Source organism: Arthrobacter sp. MYb213, from assembly GCF_002979915.1.
Classification (GTDB): Bacteria; Actinomycetota; Actinomycetes; order Actinomycetales; family Micrococcaceae; genus Glutamicibacter.
Genome location: NZ_PCQA01000004.1, coordinates 177,569 through 200,598, shown reverse-complemented (window position 1 = coordinate 200,598; position 23,030 = coordinate 177,569). Strand labels below are relative to the sequence as shown.

Here is a 23,030-nt window from a genome sequence, read left to right as displayed (position 1 = left end):
CTCGTAAATACCTTGAGTTATAGATACCGCGATTAGAATAGGAAGACTATGGAGTTCTTCCTGCTGATCATTGCACTGTTATTCGCCACTATATTGATTGTCGGACTGGGTGAACGCATCAAGCTGCCCTATCCGATTTTGATGTTGATCGTGGCGACCTTGGCAGGGTTCTTGCCGTTCATTCCTGAGCTGCATATCGAACCGGAATTGATCCTCCCGATTTTCCTACCCCCATTGCTCTTTGCCACAGCACAACGAAGCTCTTGGTCGGTATTCCGGCTGCGTTGGAAAGCATTGATCCGACTGGCGGTGGTGTTGATCGTGGTGACGGCAGGCGCCGTCGCGGCAACCTCGCTTGTCTTCGCACCGTTCCTTTCCATTCCTTTAGCTATCGCTCTCGGAGCGATCGTGGCACCGCCTGACCCGGTCTCCGTTGATGCGATCGCAACCAAGGTGAAGATGCCGCGCCGGCTCACCTCATTATTGGAAACCGAGGGCCTCTTTAACGACGCGATGGCAATCGTGCTCTTCCAGCTTGCGGTCACCGCAATGCTAAACGGCACCGAGGTTGGATTTAATCTTGTCCCAAGCTTCTTGATCGGTGCGGCGCTTGCGATACTCGTAGGCTTCGTCATGGCCTGGATCGTCGGTGCGTTGAACCGCTTCGTGCCAAATCTTGCGGCACGTTGCGCTGCAACCTTAGTGGCGCCCTACGCGGTGTACATGTTGGCTGAAGAAGTCCATGCCTCGGGCGTGGTCGCCGTCGTGGTTTTGGCCCTAGAACTTGGACGGCGTGACCGCCCACAAGACTCCCAGGAGCGTCTGACTCGACGCGCGTTCTGGGAAGTACTCGAAATGTTAGCCACCGGTCTGGCCTTCGGCATGATGGGTTTGGAAATGAACTCGGTCATCCAAGAAGAAGGCAGCAACCTGATCCGTTTCATCCCCGGCGTCGCGGCGATCTGCGTGGTGGTGATTTTGGTGCGCGCGCTATGGATGTTCGGGACCTACCACTTACCAAATACCATGCGCGGAATGAACAAAGTCTCCGCGGCAAAGGACTCCCTGGTGCTCACCTGGTGTGGCATGCGCGGTTTGGCGACGCTGGCATTGGCCTTGGCGTTGCCGAAGGTCACCGCGGATGGTACACCTATCGAGGGACGAAACTTCGTAGTCGTCGCAGCATGCACGGTGTTGCTGGCGACCCTGGTGGTGCCCGGCTTAACGCTTCCGGTACTGATGCGCGTGCTCAAATTGCGTGGCAATGATCAAGCCACCAAGAAGGCACGCCGGGCGTTGGCCCGACGTGCCGAGGATGTTGCGGTGAAAACGTTGAAGACGAATATGGAATTGCATGAACTACCGGAAAACTACCGACACGTGGTCACCCGACGCATGCACGATCTACACAACATCTTGCTGTCAGATCCTGATACCCACGATGCGATCACCGATGAGAAGTACACACAGTTGCGCGCGGTAATCACCAAGGCAGACGCGATCCAGTCCACCGCACAGGCAGCAGCTCGCGATGAGCTGCTGCAGGCCAGGCGCGAACCTGGTGTCGACCCGCACATGGTTGACGAGATCATGCTGCGCCTAGACAGGCGCACCGCAACCTTGGATCGCTAAACCGATGCTTAGCTCGCGATACGTTCCAGACGCACAATGACCTCATAGTGATTTGTCTGTGGGAACATATCCATCACGCGTGCTTGTTTGGCGCTAAAGCCGTCAAGGCGCTCCAAGTCGCGAGCTAGGGAATTAGTGTTGCAGCTGGAATACACCAGATGTTGCACGCTGGACGCGTTCAGCCATTGGGCAAGCTCCGCAGAGATACCGCGGCGCGGAGGGTTAAGTACCACCGCGTCCGGCGCTTGCTCTGCAGTTAATGCGAACTCAGTAGCGTCCATCGCTGTAAAGGTCGTATTTTCTTGGCCCAATTCTTCGGCCGCAAGATTAGCCGCCGCAACCGACTCGGTACTGGTTTCAATTCCTTGAACCAGACGATCCCCTTCGGCACAGTGCAGTGCGAACCCGCCGACACCGGAGTATAGATCCCATACGCTGGCAGGGTTCGCGTCGTTAATCCACTGTCGCGCCTGACGGTACAACGCCGCGGCGATTTCGGTATTTGTTTGGAAGAAGCCCTGCGGGCGTAGGTGCATCGGCACCCCGTTGAGACCAAATTCCAGGGTAGTGCGACGAGTGAGGATAATTTCTTCCTCACCTTCCAACACAGCTTTGTGCTCGGGCAAGAAGTTCACCGAAACAACGCTATAGCGTGGCAGCAGCTCCAAAAACTGCGGCAATGAATCACGCAACGCCACAAAATGCTTTTTGGTGCGAAGTACCCAACGCACCATCACGGCACCGGTATCTGACAACGTGAGAATGACGTGTTTGAGTTCACCCTTACGTTTCGGCACGCTGTAAGGAATCATTTTCAGTTCCTTGATGTAGCGTTCAATCACTGGGAACAGCGCACGCAACTCGGGAGCACACACCCCACAGTTGCGTAGGTCAACGCCGTGGCCATCGGCGTCGAGAATACCGATGGTGGGATTGTCCGTAGTTCCGGAGATCACCATTTTCGCTTTATTGCGGAAACCCGATTCTGAGCTGGCCTGTGGCGGCAAAAATTGCAGATCGGGGAACTGCGCCAACGAGGTGGCGCAGTGATCGACTTTGGCTTGGAGCTGATCAGCGTATGGCACCGTCATTTGCGTGCAGGAGTGACAACGGTCGGCGGAGAAGTAAAGGCATTCCATGGTGTCTTAGATTTTACCGAAGTTCTCTGAGCATTCGGCACAAAGCAATTTCGACGGTTATTGACCGCAAATCTTCAGCTTTCCCCGATATGCTCACTAGCAGATTGATATTGGGTATGAACTAAGGTGACTACCCAGAAACTTCCGATTTTCGAAAGGAAAGATGGCACTTCGACACGGGCATTCTACTCAAATGCGTGGCTACGCATTACTAGCGCTCCCCTTGGCAGCCGTAATTGGAGCATGCACAAGTTGCTCCTCCCCGGTTCCACAAGCTGCGCCCGTCCCGTCGACCGCCTCTTCCAACGCTCCAACAAGCCTGCCGGTTCAAAGCCCAGCTGCAGCGCCCTCTGCCCCTCAACTTAAAAAGCCGAGCGCGCCAAGTGCTCCAGCCAGCGCGGCAACTAAAACTGTCACCAACACCCAAGCGAAGCCAACGTCATCACCGACAACCTCCGCTACGCAGGGAGATGTGACCCCGCTATCGAGCGCCGCGGCCTCCGGTTCTGGTTCGGCCAGCTTCAAGCAACTTCCCGGAAGCGCTCCAGTACTTTCGGCTTCCACCACTGCTCTTTATGCGGCGGTTGCCGACCGGGATCCGAAGGCCGCACGCAAAGCTTTAAAAGCCGGAGCTGAGCTGGAAGCACAGGATTCACGGGGCAATACTCCACTGATGCGCGCGGTACTCAACCGCGATCAGAAGCTCGCTAAGACCTTAATAAACGCAGGGGCTCAACCTGATGCAAAAAATTCTTCCCAAGATTCGCCCTTCTTAAAGGCCAGCGCTTTTGGTTTAGAAGAAGTTCTTCGTTCGGCGCTGGCCCACGGTGCGGATGTGAACAACGTGGACCGCCTCGGCAGTACCGCCCTCTTCTTAGCTAGTGAAGAAGGTCAGGTCGAGTCGGTACGAATCTTGTTGCAGCACGACGTTCCGTTGGACAAGGTCAATGACCTTGGCTGGAGCGCGTTGCATGTGGCTATCTCCTTGGGACAAGGCTCCAATAATTCACTGTCAATCGTCCGTCTGCTCTTAGCAGCCGGAGCCAACCCGCATCTAAGTGACCCCTCGGGGTCCAACGCATTTGATTTGGCAGAGAAACGTAATCTCACCCAGATGCTGTCAACTCTTCGCACTTCAAGCAAGTAGCTTCCAGCGCGCTACAGTGCATCGACGTAAAACCAGGCACCATTTTCGCGCACGAATGAGCTCACTTCGCGTTGGCTATCTTGTCCACGCCCCTGGGCGTAGTGCGCCTCAAAGTCCACGACACCTCTAGTAGCGTCAGGGCCTCCGGCTCGAGTTTGATGAATTTCCAAACCTAACCAGCGCATGTCAGCATCTAGCTCAAGGTTCTTAGGCCGTGTGGTCTCGTGCCAGGTATCAAGTAAATACTGCGTTTTTCCCAGCACAAAGGCGCTATAGCGCGAGCGCATTAATTCCTCAGCGGTCTGTGGCAGATGATCTGCGCTGGCACGCCCGTCATGAAAAGGTTGGCAGCAGTCTAAATAACTGCGCTTCTGCGCATCGAGCTCACGACAGGGACAGCGGGTTTCCTTGGAGTTTTGCACGTTTTTAGTTTACTTGGGAGGTACGGTCCCCCAGCTTACGAGCCGAAGATCACATGACTTATAACGAGCTAGCACTGTGCTTATACACACCTATGCGTTTTACCTCTCGCTTACCCGGTAGACTAATCAAGCAAGCTCGCGGAGCGCCAAATCCCCCTGGTGTGAGACGGCATCTCCGTGTGGCATTTAACTTAACCTCGCCAACAGGAGATATGCCGGATGCCCCGCATCGTTGTAGATGTCATGCTCAAGCCAGAAATCCTTGACCCTCAGGGCAAGGCCATCGCGGGAGCACTTCCCCGCTTAGGCTTCACCTCCTTCGAAGCTGTCCGTCAGGGCAAGCGTTTCGAACTCTTTGTCGATGGCGAGGTGACCGACGAAATTCTCGCCCAGGCGCGCGAAGCTGCAGAAACTCTGCTTTCTAACCCGGTCATCGAAGACGTTGTCAACGTCGAGGTCGTCGCAGACTAATGAGCACCGAACTTCCTTTAATTGGCGATTACTCAACGCCAACTACGCAACTTTCTGGTGCACGCATCGGTGTGGTGACCTTCCCGGGCACCCTCGATGACCGTGACGCCGCTCGTGCGGTTCGCGCTGCCGGTGCCGAAGCGGTGTCCTTGTGGCACGCCGACACCGATTTGCAGGATGTTGACGCCGTGGTGATCCCCGGCGGATTCTCCTATGGCGATTACCTGCGCGCCGGAGCGATCTCCCGCTTCGCACCCATGATGGACAAGATTGTTGATGCCGCAAATTCGGAGGCGAAGCTTCCGGTCTTGGGTATCTGCAATGGTTTCCAGATCCTCACCGAGTCGCATTTGCTGCCCGGTTCGATGATTAAAAATGATCACCTGAAGTTCCTCTGCCGTGACCAGCTGTTGCGCGTTGAGAACAATCAGACCGCCTGGACCAACGGCTACGAAGCCGGCCAGGAGATCACCATCGTGCTGAAGAACCAGGACGGTCAGTACGTGGCTGACGAGAAGACCCTGGACATGCTCGAAGCCGAAAACCGCGTGGCCTTTAGCTACGTGGGCTGGAATCCTAACGGCTCGCGCCGTTCGATCGCCGGCATCACCAACGAGGCGGGCAACGTGGTCGGCCTGATGCCGCACCCAGAGCACGCCATCGAAGCCGGTTTCGGTCCAGATCACCGTGGTACCGACGGGCTGACGTTCTTCACCAGTGTTTTGACCCACCTTGTTGGAGGCAAAAAATGAGCCTAGAAGCCACCAAAGAATTTAATATCGACACCGTCGAGAACGCCGCAGCCACCCCAAAGGTGGAACTTCCATGGGCCGAGCTAGGCCTGAAGGACAATGAGTTTGCCGAGATCGTGAAGATCTTGGGACGTCGTCCAACCGCGGCTGAGCTGGCCATGTACTCGGTGATGTGGTCCGAGCATTGCTCGTACAAGTCCACCAAGAACCACCTGCGCCAGTTTGGCCAGAAGGTCACCCCGGAGATGAAGAAGGACCTGATGGTCGGCATGGGCGAAAACGCCGGTGTCACCAACTTGGGCGACGGCTGGGCCGTCACCTTCAAGATCGAATCGCACAACTCCCCTTCGTTTGTTGAGCCGCACCAGGGTGCTGCTACCGGCATCGGCGGTATCGTGCGCGACATCATCTCCATGGGCGCACGCCCAATTGCAGTGATGGATCCCTTGCGTTTCGGCGCAATCGACCACCCGGATTCCCAGCGTGTGGTACACGGTGTGGTCTCCGGTATCGGTAGCTACGGCAACTCACTGGGTCTGCCAAACATTGGCGGCGAAACCGTCTTCGACCCGATTTACCAGGGCAACCCACTGGTGAACGCACTAGCCGTGGGCGCACTGCGCCACGAAGATCTCCGCCTGGCTAACGCCTCGGGCGTGGGCAACAAGGTCGTACTCTTCGGCGCACGCACCGGTGGCGACGGCATCGGCGGCGCCTCGGTGCTGGCTTCGGAATCATTTGATGACACCAAGCCATCCAAGCGCCCAGCGGTACAGGTTGGCGACCCGTTCGCCGAGAAGGTACTCATCGAGTGCTGTCTGGAACTGTTCAAGGCTTCACTTGTTGAAGGTATCCAGGATCTGGGCGCCGCGGGTATCTCCTGCGCCACCAGTGAATTGGCAGCCAACGGCGACGGTGGCATGAACGTCGAACTGACCAGCGTCCTACTGCGCGACCCAACCCTGACCCCAGGCGAGATCCTGATGTCAGAGTCTCAGGAACGCATGATGGCCGTGGTCACCCCGGATAACGTCAAGGCTTTTGAAGCCGTGATGGATAAGTACGCCGTGGAATACTCCTGGCTTGGCGAGGTCACCGACGATAACCGACTGACCATCACCTGGAACGGTGAGGTCATCGTAGACGTTGACCCAAGCACCGTGGCAGTAGACGGTCCGGAATATGACCGCCCCTACGCACGCCCACAGTGGCAGGACGCACTGCAGGCCGACACTTTCAAGGCTTCGGACGCCGGCAAGAACTTGCCAGCTACCGGAGATGAGATCAAGGCTGCGGTACTCGAACTCATCGCCAGCCCGAACATGTGCGACAAATCGTGGATCACCCGCCAGTATGACCGCTACGTTGGCGGTAACACCGCCTTGTCTTCCCCGGATGATGCTGGCGTTGTCCGTATCGATGAGGAAACCGGCCTAGGCGTAGCCATCGCTACCGATGCTAACGGCCGCTACACCTACCTGGACCCTTACCTAGGGGCCCAGCTGGCTTTGGCCGAGTCCTACCGTAACGTCGCTACCTCCGGCGCGATCCCGATTGCCGTTTCCGACTGCCTGAACTATGGATCCCCCGAGGATCCGGATGTGATGTGGCAGCTGGCAGAAGGTATCCGCGGACTATCTGACGCCTGCCAGGTGCTCGGCGTTCCGGTCACCGGCGGTAACGTGTCCTTGTACAACCAGACTGGCACCACCGCAATCCACCCAACTCCGGTGGTTGCGACCCTGGGCAAGCTTGATGATGTCGCACGTCGCACTCCTTCGGGCTGGCGCGAGGATGCAGACGGACAGGCAATCTACCTTATTGGTAAGACCTTCGACGAGCTAGACGGTTCGGAGTTCGCCAACCTGCGTGGACACCTCGGCGGCCTGCCTCCGAAGGTTGACCTAGACGTTGAGAAGGAACTCGGTGAGATCCTGATCAACGCCAGCCGCGACGGCATGATCGACGCAGCACACGACCTATCTGAAGGTGGCCTTGCAGCTGCCCTGTCAGAAATGGTTCTGCGCTACGGTGTTGGCGCACGCGTAGCTTTGGATGACATCAAGAAGCGTGATGGACTCGATTCCTTCACTACCTTGTTCTCCGAGTCGCAGTCGCGTGCTGTGGTTGCAGTTCCACGTAGCGAAGAAGTTCGCTTCAACGACATGACCAGCGCACGCGGCGTTACCGTGGCACGTTTGGGCATCGTCGATGCGCAGTCAAAGTCTCTTGAAGTACAAGGTGAATTCACCGTGTCTGTCGAGGACCTACGCGAAGCGCACGAAGGCACCATGATCAAGTACTTCGGCTAAGCCTTAGTTACTGCTCTGAAACGGTGGTCTTCCTCAATTTGAGGAAGACCACCGTTTTTTGCATCCCGGTCATTTGGAACTGAGCGTCTCTTCAATTTTCTCGCCCTCCACCAAGATCTCGGCTTGCCCGGTACCCGCTGCAGTCATTGCCGTGTACTTGAGCTGTTCGACAATACGCGGATCATCGCAAGTGCCACTCGAACTGACTGCACCGTTTAGCCGGACCGTCACCACATCACCGTCCACCATGGACGACACGTATTCGAGGTCCGAGGCTGCCAGCGCATTGCGTAACCCAGAACTTCCTAGCTCCTGGGCATCGTTCGCAAGCAGTGCCGTTATCGATGCCTCGACCTGGTTAGTGAATTCTTTTGGCCCGGTTTCGGTAGCAACTAGCGAGTCACCGCAGCCAATTTCGGGTCCTGCTTTACCCGCGTCGCCTACCGCTACGTAAAACAGTGTCAAACTGGCGCTGGTCGCCGACGTTGAGCTGCTCGCACTGGCGGTGGCGGAACTGGCGGGAGATGGCGATTCTTGTACTGGACTTGAGCTCTGACTAGTGGCCGGCGGCGCAGAACTTTCGGTCGCACCTTCACCATCGTTCGCGCTACACCCGACAACAAGGAAAAGTATTCCGAGCCCCAACGCTATGGGTAGTTGAGAAATCCGTTGAGGTCGCATGATTTCCTCCTCAGGAGCCTGAACGAACAGTCCTTCAACTGTAACGACAGGCGTTAGCGTCATACCAGCACGGCTGGATTGCAGTTTGGCCCCTTTGCGGCCACCACTGCACTAGGTCTGGCAAAACACGCCAACTGCGCGCACGCGTGTATCCATGGATTCCAACGACTGCTGATTAATGCAAAATGGGTCGGGGTGGCAGATAAATATCATCTGCCACCCCGACCCAAATTCTAGGTTTTTCGGAAGTGAGAAGCGCGAAGCTAGTTCTCACGGAACGGAACGTTAGTGTCCCTCGCGCTCCTTATGCGATGCCGATTTCTTGGAGTCATGCGCCGCTCGCAGATCCTCGGCATCGTTCTGCTCGGCTGCCTTCTCCTGATGGATCGCCTCCGCGAAGAGCTTCTCCATTTCCTTGGCGACACCTCCTGCTGATGCAGGATTCTGGCCTGTGACCAGACGTTCGTCGACAACAACCTTTTCTTCAAAGTTGTCGGCAGCCTCATGGGTCGCGCCCTGCTCGACGAGCTTGTCCTGCAGCAGGAATGGAACGACCTTCTCCTTGCCTACTGCTACTTCTTCATCGTTGGTGAATGCCGCGACGGTTCGACCTTCGACAAGTCGCAAACCGTTCTTCAGTTCGACATTGACTAGCCCGGCCGGACCATGACAAACGGCTCCGACTAATCCGCCTGAGTCGTAGATGCTACCCACGAGTTTTTGTAGGCCGTCGCTATCTGGGAAGTCCCACATGGTGCCGTGGCCACCGACAAGATATACGCCGTCATACTGCTCCGGATCAACAACTTCAACCCGTGCGGTGTTGTATAGACCTGCCCGTGTGGTCTCATCTTGAGTGAAGGCCACCTGGATTGGATCATCCTCATCCACGGTATCTTGTGGCGGTTGGCCTCCCTTAATGGAAGCAAAATCAACAAAATGCCCGGAATCCTTGAAGACCTTCCATGGGTGCGCAGCTTCAGCTACGTTGTACCCCGTCTTCTCTCCGGTCTCTTCAATTTCGGAAACGCTAGTTAGAACCATGAGAATTTTTTTCATGGGATGCTCCTTTCGCCCATTTTCCAGCCTAGGCACGTGATCTCATTCTGGCTAGCAATCTCAGTGAGCTTTCAGCCGGGACTCAGCGAAAACATCTTGGTTGTTCTGTCTTCCCTCAGGTGGTCAAAGTTCAATAGTTGACGCTGTCGGCTCGCCAAACCGGCGACTTCAAAAGCCGGGGGCTTGTCAGTTTCCGTGCCGTGACGGACACTCAAGGAAAGAGCATTGTCGGCAATTAAGAGCAGCGGGGATACCGGTTATGTCTAAGCACCATAAGCATAGTAAGTACGGACCTCAGCTAGTCGTCGAGGCGCCAGAACACTTCACCCTGCAGGTGCTGAACCACGCGGAAAAATCTGGTGCGAAAGTCGGGGCCAAAGTTGCCAAGCGAGCACTGAAAAATGCTCGCGGTAGCGGTACCGAGCTCAACGCAGTGCAAACCGATGAGCTACTCCTTGCCGCACAACAAGCCGGAGCCGCAGCTGCGATAGCCGCGGCACGACGCGTTTTGGGAAAGTCCTTGGGCTCAAAGGAACCGATGCGCCAAGGTATCGATGTCGACCACACGTCTCTTCAATCCGAACGCAATACAACATCTTCTACTAACCACGGATTCGGCCAGCATGTACTCACTGTCAAACGGGTTGAAAGGCTAAGCCCAGAAATGATTCGAGTTATTGCCAGCGCCAAACAACTTGCCGGATACCGACCGAATGGCAAAGCGGATCAGTACGTCAAGGTTTTCTTTGCTGATCCAGAACTTGGCCTCAAAGCACCGTACGACCTCAAAGCCTTGCGTCGCTCGCTGCCGCGCGAAAAGGTTCCTTGCACCCGTTCCTATACGATCCGGTGGATCGATCAAGAGGCTGAGGAGTTAGCCATCGATTTTGTATTGCACGGCGATGGTGGTCCTGGCAGCGCATGGGCCTCGTCTGCTAAGCCAGGAGATCCGTTGGTCATCTCTGCATCGCGCGGAAAATTTAGTCCAAGCAACAATGTTGATAACTATGTGTTCGCCGCAGACGAGGCCGGAATACCAGCCGTCTCCGTAGCCATGGGGATGCTCCGAAAAGATGCCAAGGGTGTTGCACTTCTTGAAGTTGATGGCCCCGAGAGTGAATTTGATATTGATCATCCGTCAGGAATTGAGCTGCGCTGGGTACATCGCAATGGGTTCCGTCCCGGAACCAGCGACGTGCTCTCTGAAGCCTTCTCCAGACTCGCGCCCCCTAGCACCAGTACTAGCGTGATGGTGCATGCCGAGCGCTCCATGGCAAAGGCAATTTCATATATGGCCAGTAGCTGGGAGCTAAATAAACGGGAAGTTCATGTCTCCTCCTACTGGACCTTGCGAATTAAGCGGCCAAGAACCCAACGACAGTAGTTCCATGTTCTCGGAGCACCCATGAACACCGCTGATTATCCGTAAAGATGGATTTCATACCGGCCTCGGACGCTTTCTTCTGGGTCGATATTTACACGTAGCGACTCTGCCGATGTTTTGAGTTCAAAGCTCTTCTTGACCTTGGATAGCGGTTGTTCGCAAACCAGCGATGTTGTCATGAGTCGTTTGTCGTCAGCGAAAGTCGAGATTTCGACTTGTCCTTCGCCCGAGCAAGCGAACAACACCCAATAGGTCCCTGGAGTATGTTCTCCCCAAAATTCGAGGGCATCACCCATGGCCCCACCTTCAGCATTGAAACTAAAGTATCCAGCGTTCGTGATGGCCGTCGTCACCCCATCGTTGTCCAACACTTCATCGCCCAGCAGATCCACCGCTCTGACAGCGTTAAACACCTCTTCTAGAAAAACAGCCGGTTCTTCATAGGTGCCTGATTCGATTGCGATCTGTTCGGCTTCCCAAGCGCTGAGTTGTTGCTCGTGTCGTATCTGGAGCTCTCCTAAGCCTGCCTGCTTCTCCAACACGGAAGCCGGAGTGCCGGTACAAGCGGTCAAGGCCATCATCGACGCAGCCAATACAGATAGCATTTTTCTCAACGGTATCGCTCCTCTAATGGCCTTCTATGACCTCGCTCTAGAAAAGATTATTTCATCGGATGAAGTTAAACAATAGGAGTCAGAATCTCTGGTTCACATAACAACTCCAAGCTAAGTGCAAAATTAAATTTACCCACGCACTAGTGGAGTCATCTCACAATGCCACACCCATTCGAATGCGTCTTTTCGTCGGTTGCTCAAAATATAGTGCAGAGAGTGGAGCGTATCTCCACGAATTTAATTTGAGCAGGAGAACCACCCGAGCATGCGCTTGTTGCGTCGTACTTTATCTATTGCATTACTTGCCAGCACCCTCGGATTGGGCGGTTGCGCTTCGCTGGCATCCATCGAATTTTCTGACTTTGAAGCCGAAAGTACTACGCCAGCTGCATCTCCCATGCTGGGCAGTCCAGAAGAATTCTCGAAGTCGCTCACGCAATTAGAGACCATTAGAGTTAAAGGTCGCGCCCCAAAAACAGGCTACACACGTGACCAGTTCGGCAAGGGATGGAAGGATCCAGACCGAAACGGTTGCGATGCACGTAATGACACCTTGGCCCGCGATCTGGAAAACGTAGTATTCAAACAAGCCCGAGTGAACTGCGTAGTTCTCAGCGGTGTTTTCCACGACCCTTATACTGGTGAAACCATCAATTTTCAGCGCGGTCAGACAACCAGCTCGAAGGTTCAAATTGATCACGTAGTCGCACTATCGGATGCCTGGCAGAAGGGTGCTCAAAAATGGGATCCGCAGATTCGACTCGAATTCGCGAATGACCCGCTGAACCTAATGGCTTCGGATGGTTCTGCCAATGCTTCCAAGGGTGACAAGGACGCGGCAACGTGGCTACCGCCGAACAAACAGTTCCGTTGTGCCTACGTTTCGCGGCAGACGCAGGTCAAAGCAAAGTACGATGCTTGGATGACTACCGCAGAGCATACGGCGATTAATACGATCCTAAAATCCTGCCTCTAATCCACGTCCAGAGGTAGGCATCCTACAAAAGGATGAGGGCAATAGGTCAAAGTTGCACCAAAAGTTTTATATTCAAAGTAGATAAACTGTGGCAGAATTCTATTAGTCCAGCGTTTTGCGTATGAACTTGAGCGCGACCGATGAATTTCTACAGAAACTGGTGCACCATGAAGACACGACTGCTCGGCTCATCAATCTTGGCCGTCAGCGTCTGCGTCTTCCTGCTCGCCTTGAATATTGGGCAACGTGAAATCGCGACTACCTGCTGGGTAACGTCCTCATTGATGTTCATCGTTGCAGCAATGATTCTGGTGACCAGTACGCTTGACCGCTCGCACGTCACCGCCGGCGATCCGCGTCGCCGAAAGATCTAACAGACTAGATTTTCTTCACAATCGACGACTTCAATTCCATTGGTCCAAAACCATCAACTTTGGCAAAAATATCATGGTCTCCACTACCAGGCGTGAGCCGGATATTACGGACCTTAGTTCCAGATTTTAGGGCACTCTGCGCGCCCTTGACCTTCATGGTCTTCACGATGGCGACTGAGTCGCCGTCCTGCAAAACATTGCCCACAGCATCTTTAATCTCAGCGCTTGCTTCATCGCTGGATTCATCGGCAGCTGCAGCCGCATTCCACTCATGGGCGCACTCGGGGCAAACCAACAAGGTGTCCATGGCATAGGTGTATTCGCTGGCGCATTCTGGGCACGGAGGCAAAGTTTCACTCATGAGCTGCAGTTTACCAAGGCCGCCGAATTAACAGCCAATGCAGTAGCAAGCACCTGTGTCTGCGAAAAAATTTACAGAACGATGGATAAATTTCATAAGAAAACATCGACAGGTTCACCTTCTTGCGATAGACATGATGCATGTCACTCGCACACTACTAGGAGGACCTATGTCTACAATCAGGCATCTAAGGAACACGGGGCTAGCATCACTAGCTACTTTGTCCCTACTCACCACGGGCGCATTGACCGCCCAAGCAACAACCACCGCAACACCAGCAGCGGACGAAAACATCACGCTTAATCTGCTGGGTATCAATGATTTTCATGGTCGTATCGCGGCCGACGGTGATTCGGTAGGTGCTGCGGTACTTGCTGGCGCCGTCGATGAACAACGAGCGGAAAACCCAAATACGCTATTTGTCTCCTCCGGCGATAATATCGGCGCCTCCACTTTCGCTTCCGCCTCGCAAGATGACAATCCGACCATTGATGCACTCGCAGCCGGTGGATTAGATGTTTCGGTCGTTGGTAACCATGAGTTTGACCGCGGTTTCGCAGATCTTAGTGGACGAGTTGTTGACCGCTTCGGTGAAGCAACCGGAGAAGAAGGCGCCGATTTTGCCCTCGGCGCCAACGTTTATAAGAAGGGCACCAAGGAACCTGCTCTGCGTGAATACGCAATTCGCGATATCGCTGGCTTTAAGGTCGGCTTCATCGGCACCGTCACCGCGGACGTTCCTTCGTTGGTGAGCCCAGAAGGCATTAAGAACCTTGATTTCGGAAGCGAACTTGAAGCCGCGAACCGTGTCGCCAAGCAACTTTCTGACGAGGATCCCGCAAACGGCGAAGCAGACGTGTTGATTTTGCTGACTCACAACGGTTCGGACAACACCGACTGCGCCACCATTGCCACCGAAGAAACCGACTATGGAACATTGATCCGCGATGTTAATGAGAATGTTGACGCAGTCTTCTCCGGGCACACCCACCAGGCATACGACTGCGACATCGATGGACGCCCGGTTATTCAGTCGCACCAGTACGGAACTACGCTTGGCCAGATTTCACTCGAAATCAACCCAACCACTTTTGAAGTTGTAGAAAGTGCACACGCATTGATTCCGTTGGCGAAAGAAGACGACAATGGAGACTGGTCCCCTTTGTTCGAGGCTAACCCCGAGGTTCGAACCATTGTAGATAAAGCAGTAGAAGATTCTGAGGTAGTCGGCAGTGAGCCAGTCGGCCAAATTTCCGAGGATATCCTGCGCGGTGGAGAGGAACCCGGATCTGACCGTGGCGTCGAGTCCACTCTTGGTAATACCGTGGCAGATATTCACTTGTGGGCCACTTCCAATGAAAACTTTGGTGGCGAACCAGCAGAAATTGCGTTCATGAACCCTGGCGGTTTGCGCGCTGACTTGCTCTACGGCGAAGACGGAACGGTAACGTACAAGGCCGCTGCGGATGTCCAGCCATTTGCAAACACACTGATCACCTTCGACATGACCGGTAAGCAGATCCGTGAAGCGCTAGAGCAGCAGTGGCAGCCAGAAGGCTCCGAGCGCGCCAAACTGCACTTGGGAATCTCCGACGGCTTGGAGTACACCTACGTAGAAGATGCGGCTTTTGGTAAGCACATCAAAGACATCACCTTCAACGCAGAGCCACTCGACGAAAGCGCCACCTTCAAGGTAGCTGCTAACGCATTCTTGGCTACCGGCGGCGACAACTTCTCAGCTTTTGCCTCCGGAACCGGTCACACCGATAGTGGTCAAATTGATCTGGATGCAACGGTCAACTACTTCAAATCACACGATCTAGTTTCGCCAGCACCATTAGGCCGCGCCTCACTGGCTGGCACCGATTGGGCCACCGTGGAAATTGACCCGACACAGGTAGTTGTCGGCGAAAGCGCTCAGGTTTCAGTTTCCGGTTTGGAACAGGGTGCAGAGCTCAGCGCAACGGCCTTCGATGGTGCTCTTGTCATTGAGGACATCCCAGCCGCAGACGCTGAAGGCAATACTTCCTTCGAACTTGCCGTTCCTTCCGATGCAACCCTGGGTGAAAATTCACTGGTGGTCTCGCAGATTCAGCGCGAAGACATCTCGGTGGACTTCACCGTGATCGAAGGGGCAGTCGCTCCGACTCCTAGCGATGAACCGACCGAAGAGCCATCGCAGAGCCCATCGGCATCGGCCGAGGCGACGCAAAGCCCTTCGCAGTCGCCAAGCGTTTCCCCATCAAATGACACCAACGAGTCTCCGAGCAAACAGCCTCGGGACAAGGATTCATTGGCTGACACCGGTTTCTCCGCAAGCTGGATTGGAATTGCCGCTGGCGTAGTAATCGTGGCCGGAATTATCTTGTTGCTGATTCGCAGTCGCAAGAAGAACTCCCACTAAATAACGCTAAGAATTATGGCACCTCGGAATTTTCCGGGGTGCCATAATCCTTTAAATCCTTTTGGAACTATTTAAAGCTACCCAAGACATCATTGAGTGCTTCAGTAGAAGAGGGATGAGTGAAGATCGAATCACGCAAAGTGCTCGCGTTGATCCCTGCACGCATGGCCATCGCAACTAGGTTGATGACCTCTTGCGAATCTACGTGCATTAACGCGGCGCCAAGAATTCGGTCGGTCTTGCGCTCCACGACAAATTTGATGATGCCCCGCGGATCACCCACAATTTTGGGACGCGGCATCGCCGCGATATCTGCAACCTTTTTCGTCGCGACCTTGATGTCTAGTCCTTGTGCACGAGCTTGATCTTCATTCAATCCCACGCGGGCCAAGGGTGGTGTGACAAACATGGTGCTCGGTACCGCAACACGATCTTCGAGGTTTCGTTTACCTTCGCCTAAAAATTTGTCTTTGAGTATCCGGTTGTCATCCAACGAAGTGTAGGTGAATTGGGCTCCACCAATGACGTCGCCAAGTGCGTAGATCCCTTCCGCATCCGTCGCCAGGTATTTATCCACCTTGATTTCACCCTTGTCACCGAGCTGCACGGCAGTGTTCTCAAGTTTTAGTGGCGCGGTGTTTGGGGTTCGGCCCAGAGCCAGCAACACTGCATCTGCGTGCAATTGGTGCTCTTCTCCATTTCGGTCATAGGTGACCGTGGCGCTGTGTGCATCTTGGCTCAGACTGGTGACGCTGGCCGAAGTAATGATGGTGACTCCGGCGTCGTTCAACGCCGAGACTACTTCAGCAGCGACATCTTCGTCCTCTTGTTTCAGCGCTCGCTCTCCACGGTCCAAGACACTGACTTCCGAACCGAACTGAGCGAACATCGAAGCGAATTCGAGGCCCACGTAACCACCGCCGACCACCACGAGTTTTTTCGGAAGTTCGGCATGTTGCAGGGTAGTTGAATCATGGATGCGCCCGCTAATTTCCGCACCCTTGATGGATGGAATTACTGGCACTGCACCGGTATTGATAATGATTTTTGGTGCGCTCAGCTCGAGAACGTCCTCGCCACTTTCCACCCTGATCTGGTGCGCCCCGAGGAAGCTGGCCTTCCCGGTGAGCACCAAGACCGAATCCAGGTCATCAAGCATGGAGAAATTCTTTTGACGCATCTTGCCGGTGAGCTCATCGCGACGTTCAACCGAGCTATTGAAGTAATCTGCATCTGCGCCATGGCCGCGGTGTTGTTCGGCTTCGTGAATCAAGATTTTCGTTGGCACGCAGGCAATGTTGATGCACGTTCCCCCATACATCTTTTCCGACTGTTCCACGATCGCTACGCGCCACCCTGCACGGGCCAGCGTTCCGGCCAAGGTTTTGCCGCCTTTGCCCCAGCCAATAATGATGACATCAAGTTCTCTAGCCACAATCGCTTCCTCACAGTTGTTGAGTTGCTTTCCTTGCCGAGTCTTCACCGCGTAGTGCACTAATGCAACCTACTTTTATCAGCGCAATAACAAAAACGCGGCTCGTGAGTGGAGTTTTCTCCATTCACGAGCCGCGTCGATATGTGGTTTTGGGGACTAGCCGATCTGCAACTCGCCCATTTCGTCCCAGCCTTCGCCATCGATCTTGCGCGAGATGATCTTCGGGGTCTGGACAAGCAACGGACGCATGGATTCAAGACCCGCAGCGAAGTGCTCAGAGTTAACGTGAGCCGAAGCAGCTTCGTCATCGCGGAACGCTTCGACGAGAACGTACTGATTCGCATCTTCAACACTGCGTGACCAGTCAAACCACATGTTGCCTGCTTCGGCGCGGGTGGCCTCAGTGAACTGTGCAACGTGGGACATGAAGCTCTCGGAAAATTCCGGCTTTACCTGATATTTAACGACAATGAAGTACATGTAAATCAGTCTAACGATTCACCCGAGACTTTGGTTTGAAACCGGATGAATTCTTGGTCACGCCTGGGCATGCCTTCGATCACCAGATCATATGAGTCTTCAATCAGTTCGCGCATATGCTCGGTTTCCAGCCCAGGGAGCAACGAATTCCAGTGCTTTTTGCTCATATGATATCCGGGGATAATCTGCTCATATTCGCTTCGCAATTGATCTGAAATCGCTGGCTCGCATTTCAAATTCAGTAACAGCTCACCGTCGCGTTCCATCAGCAATCCGAACATTTTTGCTTTTGCGCGATCACGACCGGCTATCTTAAAAACGCTGAAACCTTCACCGAAGGGAAAATCTTCAAACGCTCCGGGCATCTCCAGACAGAGGGCGCGCCAGCGCTCATGAAGTACTTCGAGCGAATCGTCTGGCATCAAATGTCCTTCAGAGGTAAGACCGGGGCTAGTGCTTTTACCGTATCAAGATGGTTAGTCTTGCATCCACTAGCTCAAGGGCTTAGAGCAGCGGATATTCAATCTTTGGGCAGGTGTCCATGACTACTTCGAGCCCTGCTTCTTTAGCACGCTCGGCGGCGCGCTCATCAATAACTCCCAGCTGCATCCAGATAGCTTTTGCCCCGACCGCGATTGCTTGGTCCACAATATCGCCGACCTTCTGCGAATTGACGAAACAGTTCACCACGTCGATTTGCCCGGGAATCTCATCGAGTCTCGCATAACCTTTTTCTCCAAGTGCATCTTCGGCACGTAGCGAGACAGGAATGATTTCCATGCCTAGGTCGTCGCGGAGGTACCTAGCAATTGATGGGGCCACCCGATGCGGGTTAGCGCTCAGTCCTACGACCGCCCATCGCGCAGGCGTCGTCAATAATCTGCGGACTATTGCCTGATCGTTGACATGTTGGTTGCTCATGATCGCCACCTTACCGTGATCCTTCAAACGGCCAAAGCAACGCAGCGAATTCTTATGAGTTCACCACCGGGCAGTGATTCGAGGTCCCCCATTGCCCGCGAATCACTGCTACAACCTGAGCAGTCGGCTCACGGTACCTGTTGAAGATCCTTTTCCAGATTGGTGGCAGACAGGTCACCAAAGGAACCACGGTACTTGGCTGCCGGATGGTTTTCTGGCAGTTTGTCTCCGCGACCGAAGACCTTCTCGCGCAGGCTCCCGGGAGCATACTCGGTCTGTGCCAGTCCACGACGTTGAAGTTCCGGAAGTAGCCCCTCGATGAAGTTGTCATAAGATCCAGGCAAGATGTGGTTCATGACATTCAGCCCGTCAATCCCCGCATCCTGCCATTCAAGTAACTTGTCAGTGATCTGTTCTGGCGTTCCCACAATCTGTTGCGCTTTCGCCCGGTAGTGCGCGAGGTCGCGCAGGGTCGGGTTACGCCCCGGAGTAGACGCTAAGACGGCTTCAAGTACTCCCTGAGCACCCTCCGTTTTGACCTCACCCAGTGGAGTGTCTAGCTCCAATCCACCAAGGTCTACACCGATTCCACCGCCGATATGGGCGATGATTGCATGCGGGTCAAGATATTGATCGTATTCAGCTTCCAAGGCCTTTGCCTCAGCTTCCGTGGAACCGACGACGAAGGAGAGACCTGCGAAAACTTTGATGTCCTCACGTGTGCGCCCCGCAGCCTGCAAATTTTGAGTTAAGCCGGTGACCTTCTTGGCCACATATTGTGGATGCGGTGCGAATAAGAATGTGGCTTCGGCATGGGTAGCTGCAAATTGGCTTCCCCGCGCAGAAGACCCTGCCTGGAAGAGAAACGGTGTGCGCTGTGCGCTAGGAAGCGCCTGGTGTGGACCGTCAATTGAGTAGATCTCACCGCGGTGGTTAATCTTGTTAATCCGCGCTGGGTCTGCATAAAGTCCGGATTCCTTGTCAGCTTTCAACGCATCGTCTTCCCAAGAACCTTCCCAGAGCTTGTACGCGGCATCTACATACTCTTCAGCCCAGCCGTACCGGTCGTCATGACCCATAAGGTTTTTCGCACCAAAATTGCGGTGCGTATTCTCGAGAACACTGGTCACAATATTCCAAGCCACACGCCCTTGGGAGAGGTGGTCCAACGTGGAAATTTGTCGGGCAAATTGGAACGGATGAGACTGCACTACGGAACTGGTCATAGCCAGTCCAATGTCTTTAGTCGTCGCAGATAGCGCCGAGAGCAACACCATTGGATCATGACTTGGAATCTGCATTCCTTTACGGGCCAAAGAAGCCCAGCCACCTTCGTGATCACCGTAAACGCCTGCTACGTCGGCGAAGAAAAGGTTGTCAAACTTGGCTTCTTCGAGTTTCTTCGCCAAATCCACCCAGAGCCCCAATTCATGAAAGCGGTCCTGCTGCGCATCTGGATGTCGCCACATTCCCCCGAGAATATGACTGGAGGTGTTCATCAGAAAAGCCGAAAGGATGAACCGGGGGCGAGAGTCGAAAGTACCCATGTTATTTTGCTCCCTTGGCGTCGCCAATTGAATTTAGGCCCGTTGGAATAGTGCCGTTAATAAAGTAATCGCCCACCGAGCGGGCCTTGAATGCGACAGGATTGTGGGTGGCCACCGTGCGTGCATTACGCCAGAAACGATCCAATGACTTGCTGGTGGAGACGGCCGAGGCCCCTGTCACGTCAAATAGCTCACTGGTCGCATCAAGTACAAGCTTGGGCGCAGCAACGTGTGCCTGTTGGACCGCTAGCTCGGCACGAAGATAAGCCGCTTCGCTATCCAGAGCCAGCGATGGATCATGGGCCGCATCTAGTTCTCGGGCGGCCGTGACCACAATAGATTCCGCTGCGTAGACGTTAGCAGCAAGGCGCCCTACCAGTTCTTGAATTTGCGGGTCGTTGCGGAACAGCTCTCCCGATCCGGTGTTGAACGTTCTGGTGCGTGTTGCCACGATATGCGCTGCCTCATTGCGGGCTGCCTTACCAATGCCTACTAGTACCGCGAGCAGGCAAAGCTGGAAGAACGCGGGCTCCAGCGTGGAGGCAACTTTCCGCTGCAGAATATTATTTTCTTCCACCGGGACGTCGGTGAAAATCCCCGTACCGGTCCCGGTTAGCGGCTGGCCGAATCCATCCCAATCATCAAGGATCTCCACCCCCTCGCCATGACGGTCAACTATCGCGTACTGGCGTCCTTCAATTCCATCGGTGGAGGCCATCACTACCACCCAGTCGGCAAAGATTGAACCAGTGGTGTAGTACTTTTCGCCGTTTAGCACCCACCCTTCTGCGGTTTTCTTCAAACGCGTATTGGTGGTGCCCAGCGCATTACCACCACGTTCGGTGGCGGCGTTTCCGAAGATCTGACCGGCAAGCACTCGTGGGAACCAGCGGTCCTGAAACTCGTCCGGCTGCAAGGCGATAGTTTCGACGAAGGAAAAGTGACTACGCAGTAGATGAGCAACGTTTGAATCAGCGGCAGCAAGCTCTATTAGCAACCGAAAGAGCTGTTCGTGGCTAATGGGATCACCCCCATGACTACGCGGCACACGCAAGCAGGTGAAGCCGGAATCCTTAAGCCACCCAACCTGCTCAAAGGGCAACACACGCTCTTGCTCTCGACGTGTTGCACCCTCGGCAATGCGTTCAAATACCGGGCTGAATCGCTCAATCAGTTGTTGGTAAGCGGCTTCGGAACTCAAGGACTCAGTGAGGTGATTGCTCATGGACTTCTCTTTCCTGTGATCTCTATCAGTGCAGGGATGAACTTTTTACTAAGCGCTACGCAGATGTTCAAGCTCGCGAAGCTTCTCTCCCGGATTCGCAGCGAGCAAGGTACGGGTGTAGTCATGTTTGGGATTAGAAAACACCTGATCAATGGTTCCGGTTTCTACCAGTTCGCCCTGACGCATTACCCCAACATGGTGGCTGATACGTTCAACCACATGAAGGTCATGGGAGATAAATAAATAAGTCAGTTGTTGCTCACGCTGGAGCCGATCAAGCAAAGTTAGGATCTGTTCTTGAGTCAGCACATCTAGCGCGCTGAGTGCTTCGTCAAGCACCAGAATCTTTGCTCCACTGGCCAAGGCCCGAGCAATTGCTACTCGCTGACGCTGCCCACCAGATAGTTCCGGCGAGCGCTTTCCAGAAAGTTCTGGACTGAGGTTTACCTGTTCCATCAGTTCGTTCACGCGGTTGTTGCGCCAGCGGGCATCGCCGAGCTTGTAGTTGCGCATCGGCTCGTCGATAATCTCTCGGACTGTTTGTCGCGGGTCCAAGGCCGAGTCGGGGTTTTGGTAGACAAGCTGGGCTTGACGCCAGAGATCGTAGCGTTGCCGGCCGCTGATTGAAGTGACGTCTACGCCGTTGATCTCTACACTGCCGTGGCTTGTTGGAAGGAGTCCCATAAGAATTTTTGCAGTCGTAGATTTGCCGGACCCTGATTCTCCAACGAGAGAGAACGTAGTTCCGCGAGCAACCTCGAAACTGACATGGTTCACTGCCTTATGAGTTTGTGGGCCTCGACCAAATTCTTTCCCAAGATCGTTAACCCGAATGACTACATCTTTGCTGTCGTTGGCTTCACGCCTCTGATTATGTGCGTACGCCTGGTCTAGCAATGCCTTAGTGTATTCGTCTGTACTGTCGGTAATGAGCTCGCGTACCGAACGGTCTTCGAGTACCTTGCCGCCGTTCATTACCAACACCCGGTCCGCGATGTCCGTCGCAACGGCGAGGTCGTGAGTGACGAATAGGACCGTAGTTCCCTTCTCTCTGGCTAGGGAGACGAACACTTCAAGAACCGTACGCTGTACGGTGACATCCAGCGCGCTGGTCGGCTCGTCCGCTATAAGTAGCTGCGGGTTTAGCGCGAAGGCAATGGCAATCAGCACCCGTTGTTTCAGCCCTCCAGAGAGCTCGTGAGGATACTGGCTTAGTCGTTGTTCGGCTCGATCAATGCCTACGCTGCTCAACAGTTCAATGGCTTTGCTACGCCACTGCTTTTTAGGTACAGAACGCTCTGGGTGTAGCCGGAAAACCTCGATCAGCTGTGAGCCGATGGTCTGGACCGGGTCCAACGAAGCGCCTGGATCTTGAGGAACTAAACCGATCCCCGCTCCTCGGATTTCACGCCATTGACGCAGATCCAACGTGGTGACCTCGGTGCCGCCGAACCGGATGCTTCCGGATGTGGTGGCGTCGATAGGAAGCAAGCCGATCAGCGCCTTTGTCAGGGTGGACTTTCCGGAACCTGATTCGCCAACAATTGCAACGATCTGCCCGGCCGGCACTTCTAGATCTACCCCTTGGACCGCGTGGGTTCCCTGTGCATAACGAACCGCTAAGTCTTCGATGCGCACTACTGGGTTATTGTGCTCTTTGGCAGTCAAGGTCTGCCTCCTCTACAAATTTCAGG

At 54.5% G+C, this 23,030-nt stretch carries 22 protein-coding genes; 9 read left to right on the top strand and 13 right to left on the bottom strand.

Translation table 11 applies throughout. From position 1 onward, the window contains the following. The first annotated feature begins 48 nt into the window (after positions 1-48). Complete coding sequence (locus tag CQ011_RS11165; protein ID WP_105677804.1) at positions 49-1,632, top strand: cation:proton antiporter; 1,584 nt, start codon at positions 49-51, stop codon at positions 1,630-1,632. An 8-nt stretch (positions 1,633-1,640) separates the two neighbouring features. Here CQ011_RS11165 and CQ011_RS11160 read toward each other — a convergent pair whose 3' ends face one another. Continuing rightward, the gene (locus CQ011_RS11160; RefSeq protein WP_105677803.1) at positions 1,641-2,771 is read right to left on the bottom strand and encodes a methyltransferase domain-containing protein; all 1,131 of its coding nucleotides are present in this window, start codon (positions 2,769-2,771) and stop codon (positions 1,641-1,643) included. Positions 2,772-3,243: 472 nt separating this feature from the next. Here CQ011_RS11160 and CQ011_RS11155 point away from each other — a divergent pair, with 472 nt between their 5' ends. Next, positions 3,244-3,918 (top strand): ankyrin repeat domain-containing protein, encoded by a 675-nt coding sequence (locus tag CQ011_RS11155; protein WP_181148085.1) that lies wholly within the window; start codon positions 3,244-3,246, stop codon positions 3,916-3,918. An 11-nt stretch (positions 3,919-3,929) separates the two neighbouring features. Here CQ011_RS11155 and CQ011_RS11150 read toward each other — a convergent pair whose 3' ends face one another. Further along, positions 3,930-4,340, bottom strand: coding sequence for a YchJ family protein (locus tag CQ011_RS11150; RefSeq protein ID WP_105677801.1), 411 nt, complete (start codon positions 4,338-4,340; stop codon positions 3,930-3,932). Between the two features lie 219 nt (positions 4,341-4,559). On the opposite strand from CQ011_RS11150, the gene purS reads away from it, so the two are divergent. From purS to purL, 3 genes are read left to right on the top strand one after another with little or no spacing between them, the layout of a single operon-like run. Beyond that, positions 4,560-4,811 carry a phosphoribosylformylglycinamidine synthase subunit PurS gene (gene purS / locus CQ011_RS11145; RefSeq protein ID WP_105677800.1) on the top strand — a complete coding sequence of 84 codons (252 nt, stop codon included), beginning with the start codon at positions 4,560-4,562 and terminating at the stop codon, positions 4,809-4,811. Then, positions 4,811-5,563, top strand: coding sequence for a phosphoribosylformylglycinamidine synthase subunit PurQ (gene purQ / locus CQ011_RS11140; protein ID WP_105677799.1), 753 nt, complete (start codon positions 4,811-4,813; stop codon positions 5,561-5,563). The genes purS and purQ overlap by 1 nt, the downstream gene beginning before the upstream one ends. After that, complete coding sequence (purL, locus tag CQ011_RS11135; protein ID WP_105677798.1) at positions 5,560-7,875, top strand: phosphoribosylformylglycinamidine synthase subunit PurL; 2,316 nt, start codon at positions 5,560-5,562, stop codon at positions 7,873-7,875. The genes purQ and purL overlap by 4 nt, the downstream gene beginning before the upstream one ends. Positions 7,876-7,944: 69 nt before the next feature. Here the strand turns inward: purL and CQ011_RS18065 are convergent, their stop codons facing one another. Both CQ011_RS18065 and CQ011_RS11125 read right to left on the bottom strand, forming a co-directional pair. After that, positions 7,945-8,340, bottom strand: a complete 396-nt coding sequence (locus CQ011_RS18065; RefSeq protein WP_286161171.1) for a GerMN domain-containing protein — start codon at positions 8,338-8,340, stop codon at positions 7,945-7,947. A 501-nt stretch (positions 8,341-8,841) separates the two neighbouring features. Beyond that, entirely contained in the window at positions 8,842-9,615 is a 774-nt protein-coding gene (locus CQ011_RS11125) for a type 1 glutamine amidotransferase domain-containing protein (RefSeq protein ID WP_105677796.1), read from the bottom strand. A gap of 259 nt (positions 9,616-9,874) precedes the next feature. Here CQ011_RS11125 and CQ011_RS11120 point away from each other — a divergent pair, with 259 nt between their 5' ends. After that, complete coding sequence (locus CQ011_RS11120) at positions 9,875-10,999, top strand: siderophore-interacting protein (protein ID WP_105677795.1); 1,125 nt, start codon at positions 9,875-9,877, stop codon at positions 10,997-10,999. A 35-nt stretch (positions 11,000-11,034) separates the two neighbouring features. Here the strand turns inward: CQ011_RS11120 and CQ011_RS11115 are convergent, their stop codons facing one another. Beyond that, a complete protein-coding gene (locus tag CQ011_RS11115; protein WP_146112605.1) occupies positions 11,035-11,604 on the bottom strand; it encodes a hypothetical protein in 570 nt (189 codons plus the stop codon). A gap of 274 nt (positions 11,605-11,878) precedes the next feature. Here CQ011_RS11115 and CQ011_RS11110 point away from each other — a divergent pair, with 274 nt between their 5' ends. Together CQ011_RS11110 and CQ011_RS11105 are read left to right on the top strand one after the other, a co-directional pair. Next, positions 11,879-12,589 (top strand): HNH endonuclease family protein, encoded by a 711-nt coding sequence (locus tag CQ011_RS11110; protein WP_105677793.1) that lies wholly within the window; start codon positions 11,879-11,881, stop codon positions 12,587-12,589. 167 nt (positions 12,590-12,756) lie between these two features. Next, the gene (locus CQ011_RS11105) at positions 12,757-12,963 is read left to right on the top strand and encodes a hypothetical protein (RefSeq protein ID WP_105677792.1); all 207 of its coding nucleotides are present in this window, start codon (positions 12,757-12,759) and stop codon (positions 12,961-12,963) included. A 4-nt stretch (positions 12,964-12,967) separates the two neighbouring features. On the opposite strand, the gene CQ011_RS11100 is transcribed toward CQ011_RS11105, so the two are convergent. Further along, positions 12,968-13,324, bottom strand: a complete 357-nt coding sequence (locus CQ011_RS11100; RefSeq protein ID WP_105677791.1) for a zinc ribbon domain-containing protein YjdM — start codon at positions 13,322-13,324, stop codon at positions 12,968-12,970. Between the two features lie 169 nt (positions 13,325-13,493). On the opposite strand from CQ011_RS11100, the gene CQ011_RS11095 reads away from it, so the two are divergent. Further along, positions 13,494-15,728: a bifunctional metallophosphatase/5'-nucleotidase gene (locus tag CQ011_RS11095; RefSeq protein WP_105677790.1), complete on the top strand. Its 2,235-nt coding sequence runs from the start codon at positions 13,494-13,496 to the stop codon at positions 15,726-15,728. 67 nt (positions 15,729-15,795) lie between these two features. On the opposite strand, the gene CQ011_RS11090 is transcribed toward CQ011_RS11095, so the two are convergent. The 7 genes from CQ011_RS11090 to CQ011_RS11060 all read right to left on the bottom strand — a co-directional run bounded on the left by CQ011_RS11090 (position 15,796) and on the right by CQ011_RS11060 (position 23,004). Further along, a complete protein-coding gene (locus tag CQ011_RS11090; RefSeq protein WP_105678036.1) occupies positions 15,796-17,163 on the bottom strand; it encodes an FAD-dependent oxidoreductase in 1,368 nt (455 codons plus the stop codon). 156 nt (positions 17,164-17,319) lie between these two features. Next, positions 17,320-17,643 (bottom strand): putative quinol monooxygenase, encoded by a 324-nt coding sequence (locus tag CQ011_RS11085; RefSeq protein ID WP_181148084.1) that lies wholly within the window; start codon positions 17,641-17,643, stop codon positions 17,320-17,322. A gap of 5 nt (positions 17,644-17,648) precedes the next feature. Further along, a complete protein-coding gene (locus CQ011_RS11080) occupies positions 17,649-18,065 on the bottom strand; it encodes an MmcQ/YjbR family DNA-binding protein (RefSeq protein ID WP_105677788.1) in 417 nt (138 codons plus the stop codon). An 82-nt stretch (positions 18,066-18,147) separates the two neighbouring features. After that, positions 18,148-18,564, bottom strand: a complete 417-nt coding sequence (locus CQ011_RS11075; RefSeq protein WP_105678035.1) for a CoA-binding protein — start codon at positions 18,562-18,564, stop codon at positions 18,148-18,150. A gap of 128 nt (positions 18,565-18,692) precedes the next feature. After that, the gene (locus CQ011_RS11070) at positions 18,693-20,111 is read right to left on the bottom strand and encodes an NtaA/DmoA family FMN-dependent monooxygenase (protein WP_105677787.1); all 1,419 of its coding nucleotides are present in this window, start codon (positions 20,109-20,111) and stop codon (positions 18,693-18,695) included. Position 20,112: 1 nt separating this feature from the next. Next, complete coding sequence (locus CQ011_RS11065; protein ID WP_105677786.1) at positions 20,113-21,336, bottom strand: acyl-CoA dehydrogenase family protein; 1,224 nt, start codon at positions 21,334-21,336, stop codon at positions 20,113-20,115. A gap of 48 nt (positions 21,337-21,384) precedes the next feature. Continuing rightward, the gene (locus tag CQ011_RS11060; protein WP_105677785.1) at positions 21,385-23,004 is read right to left on the bottom strand and encodes an ABC transporter ATP-binding protein; all 1,620 of its coding nucleotides are present in this window, start codon (positions 23,002-23,004) and stop codon (positions 21,385-21,387) included. Between the last annotated feature and the right edge of the window lie 26 nt (positions 23,005-23,030).

Coding starts and splice junctions, on each gene's coding strand:
- CQ011_RS11165 (WP_105677804.1), top strand. CDS start 49: ATGGAGTTCTTCCTGCTGATCATTGCACTGTTATTCGCCACTATATTG.
- CQ011_RS11160 (WP_105677803.1), bottom strand. CDS start 2,771: ATGGAATGCCTTTACTTCTCCGCCGACCGTTGTCACTCCTGCACGCAA.
- purS (WP_105677800.1), top strand. CDS start 4,560: ATGCCCCGCATCGTTGTAGATGTCATGCTCAAGCCAGAAATCCTTGAC.
- purQ (WP_105677799.1), top strand. CDS start 4,811: ATGAGCACCGAACTTCCTTTAATTGGCGATTACTCAACGCCAACTACG.
- purL (WP_105677798.1), top strand. CDS start 5,560: ATGAGCCTAGAAGCCACCAAAGAATTTAATATCGACACCGTCGAGAAC.
- CQ011_RS11125 (WP_105677796.1), bottom strand. CDS start 9,615: ATGAAAAAAATTCTCATGGTTCTAACTAGCGTTTCCGAAATTGAAGAG.
- CQ011_RS11120 (WP_105677795.1), top strand. CDS start 9,875: ATGTCTAAGCACCATAAGCATAGTAAGTACGGACCTCAGCTAGTCGTC.
- CQ011_RS11115 (WP_146112605.1), bottom strand. CDS start 11,604: ATGCTATCTGTATTGGCTGCGTCGATGATGGCCTTGACCGCTTGTACC.
- CQ011_RS11110 (WP_105677793.1), top strand. CDS start 11,879: ATGCGCTTGTTGCGTCGTACTTTATCTATTGCATTACTTGCCAGCACC.
- CQ011_RS11105 (WP_105677792.1), top strand. CDS start 12,757: ATGAAGACACGACTGCTCGGCTCATCAATCTTGGCCGTCAGCGTCTGC.
- CQ011_RS11100 (WP_105677791.1), bottom strand. CDS start 13,324: ATGAGTGAAACTTTGCCTCCGTGCCCAGAATGCGCCAGCGAATACACC.
- CQ011_RS11095 (WP_105677790.1), top strand. CDS start 13,494: ATGTCTACAATCAGGCATCTAAGGAACACGGGGCTAGCATCACTAGCT.
- CQ011_RS11085 (WP_181148084.1), bottom strand. CDS start 17,643: ATGTACTTCATTGTCGTTAAATATCAGGTAAAGCCGGAATTTTCCGAG.
- CQ011_RS11080 (WP_105677788.1), bottom strand. CDS start 18,065: ATGCCAGACGATTCGCTCGAAGTACTTCATGAGCGCTGGCGCGCCCTC.
- CQ011_RS11075 (WP_105678035.1), bottom strand. CDS start 18,564: ATGAGCAACCAACATGTCAACGATCAGGCAATAGTCCGCAGATTATTG.
- CQ011_RS11070 (WP_105677787.1), bottom strand. CDS start 20,111: ATGGGTACTTTCGACTCTCGCCCCCGGTTCATCCTTTCGGCTTTTCTG.
- CQ011_RS11065 (WP_105677786.1), bottom strand. CDS start 21,336: ATGAGCAATCACCTCACTGAGTCCTTGAGTTCCGAAGCCGCTTACCAA.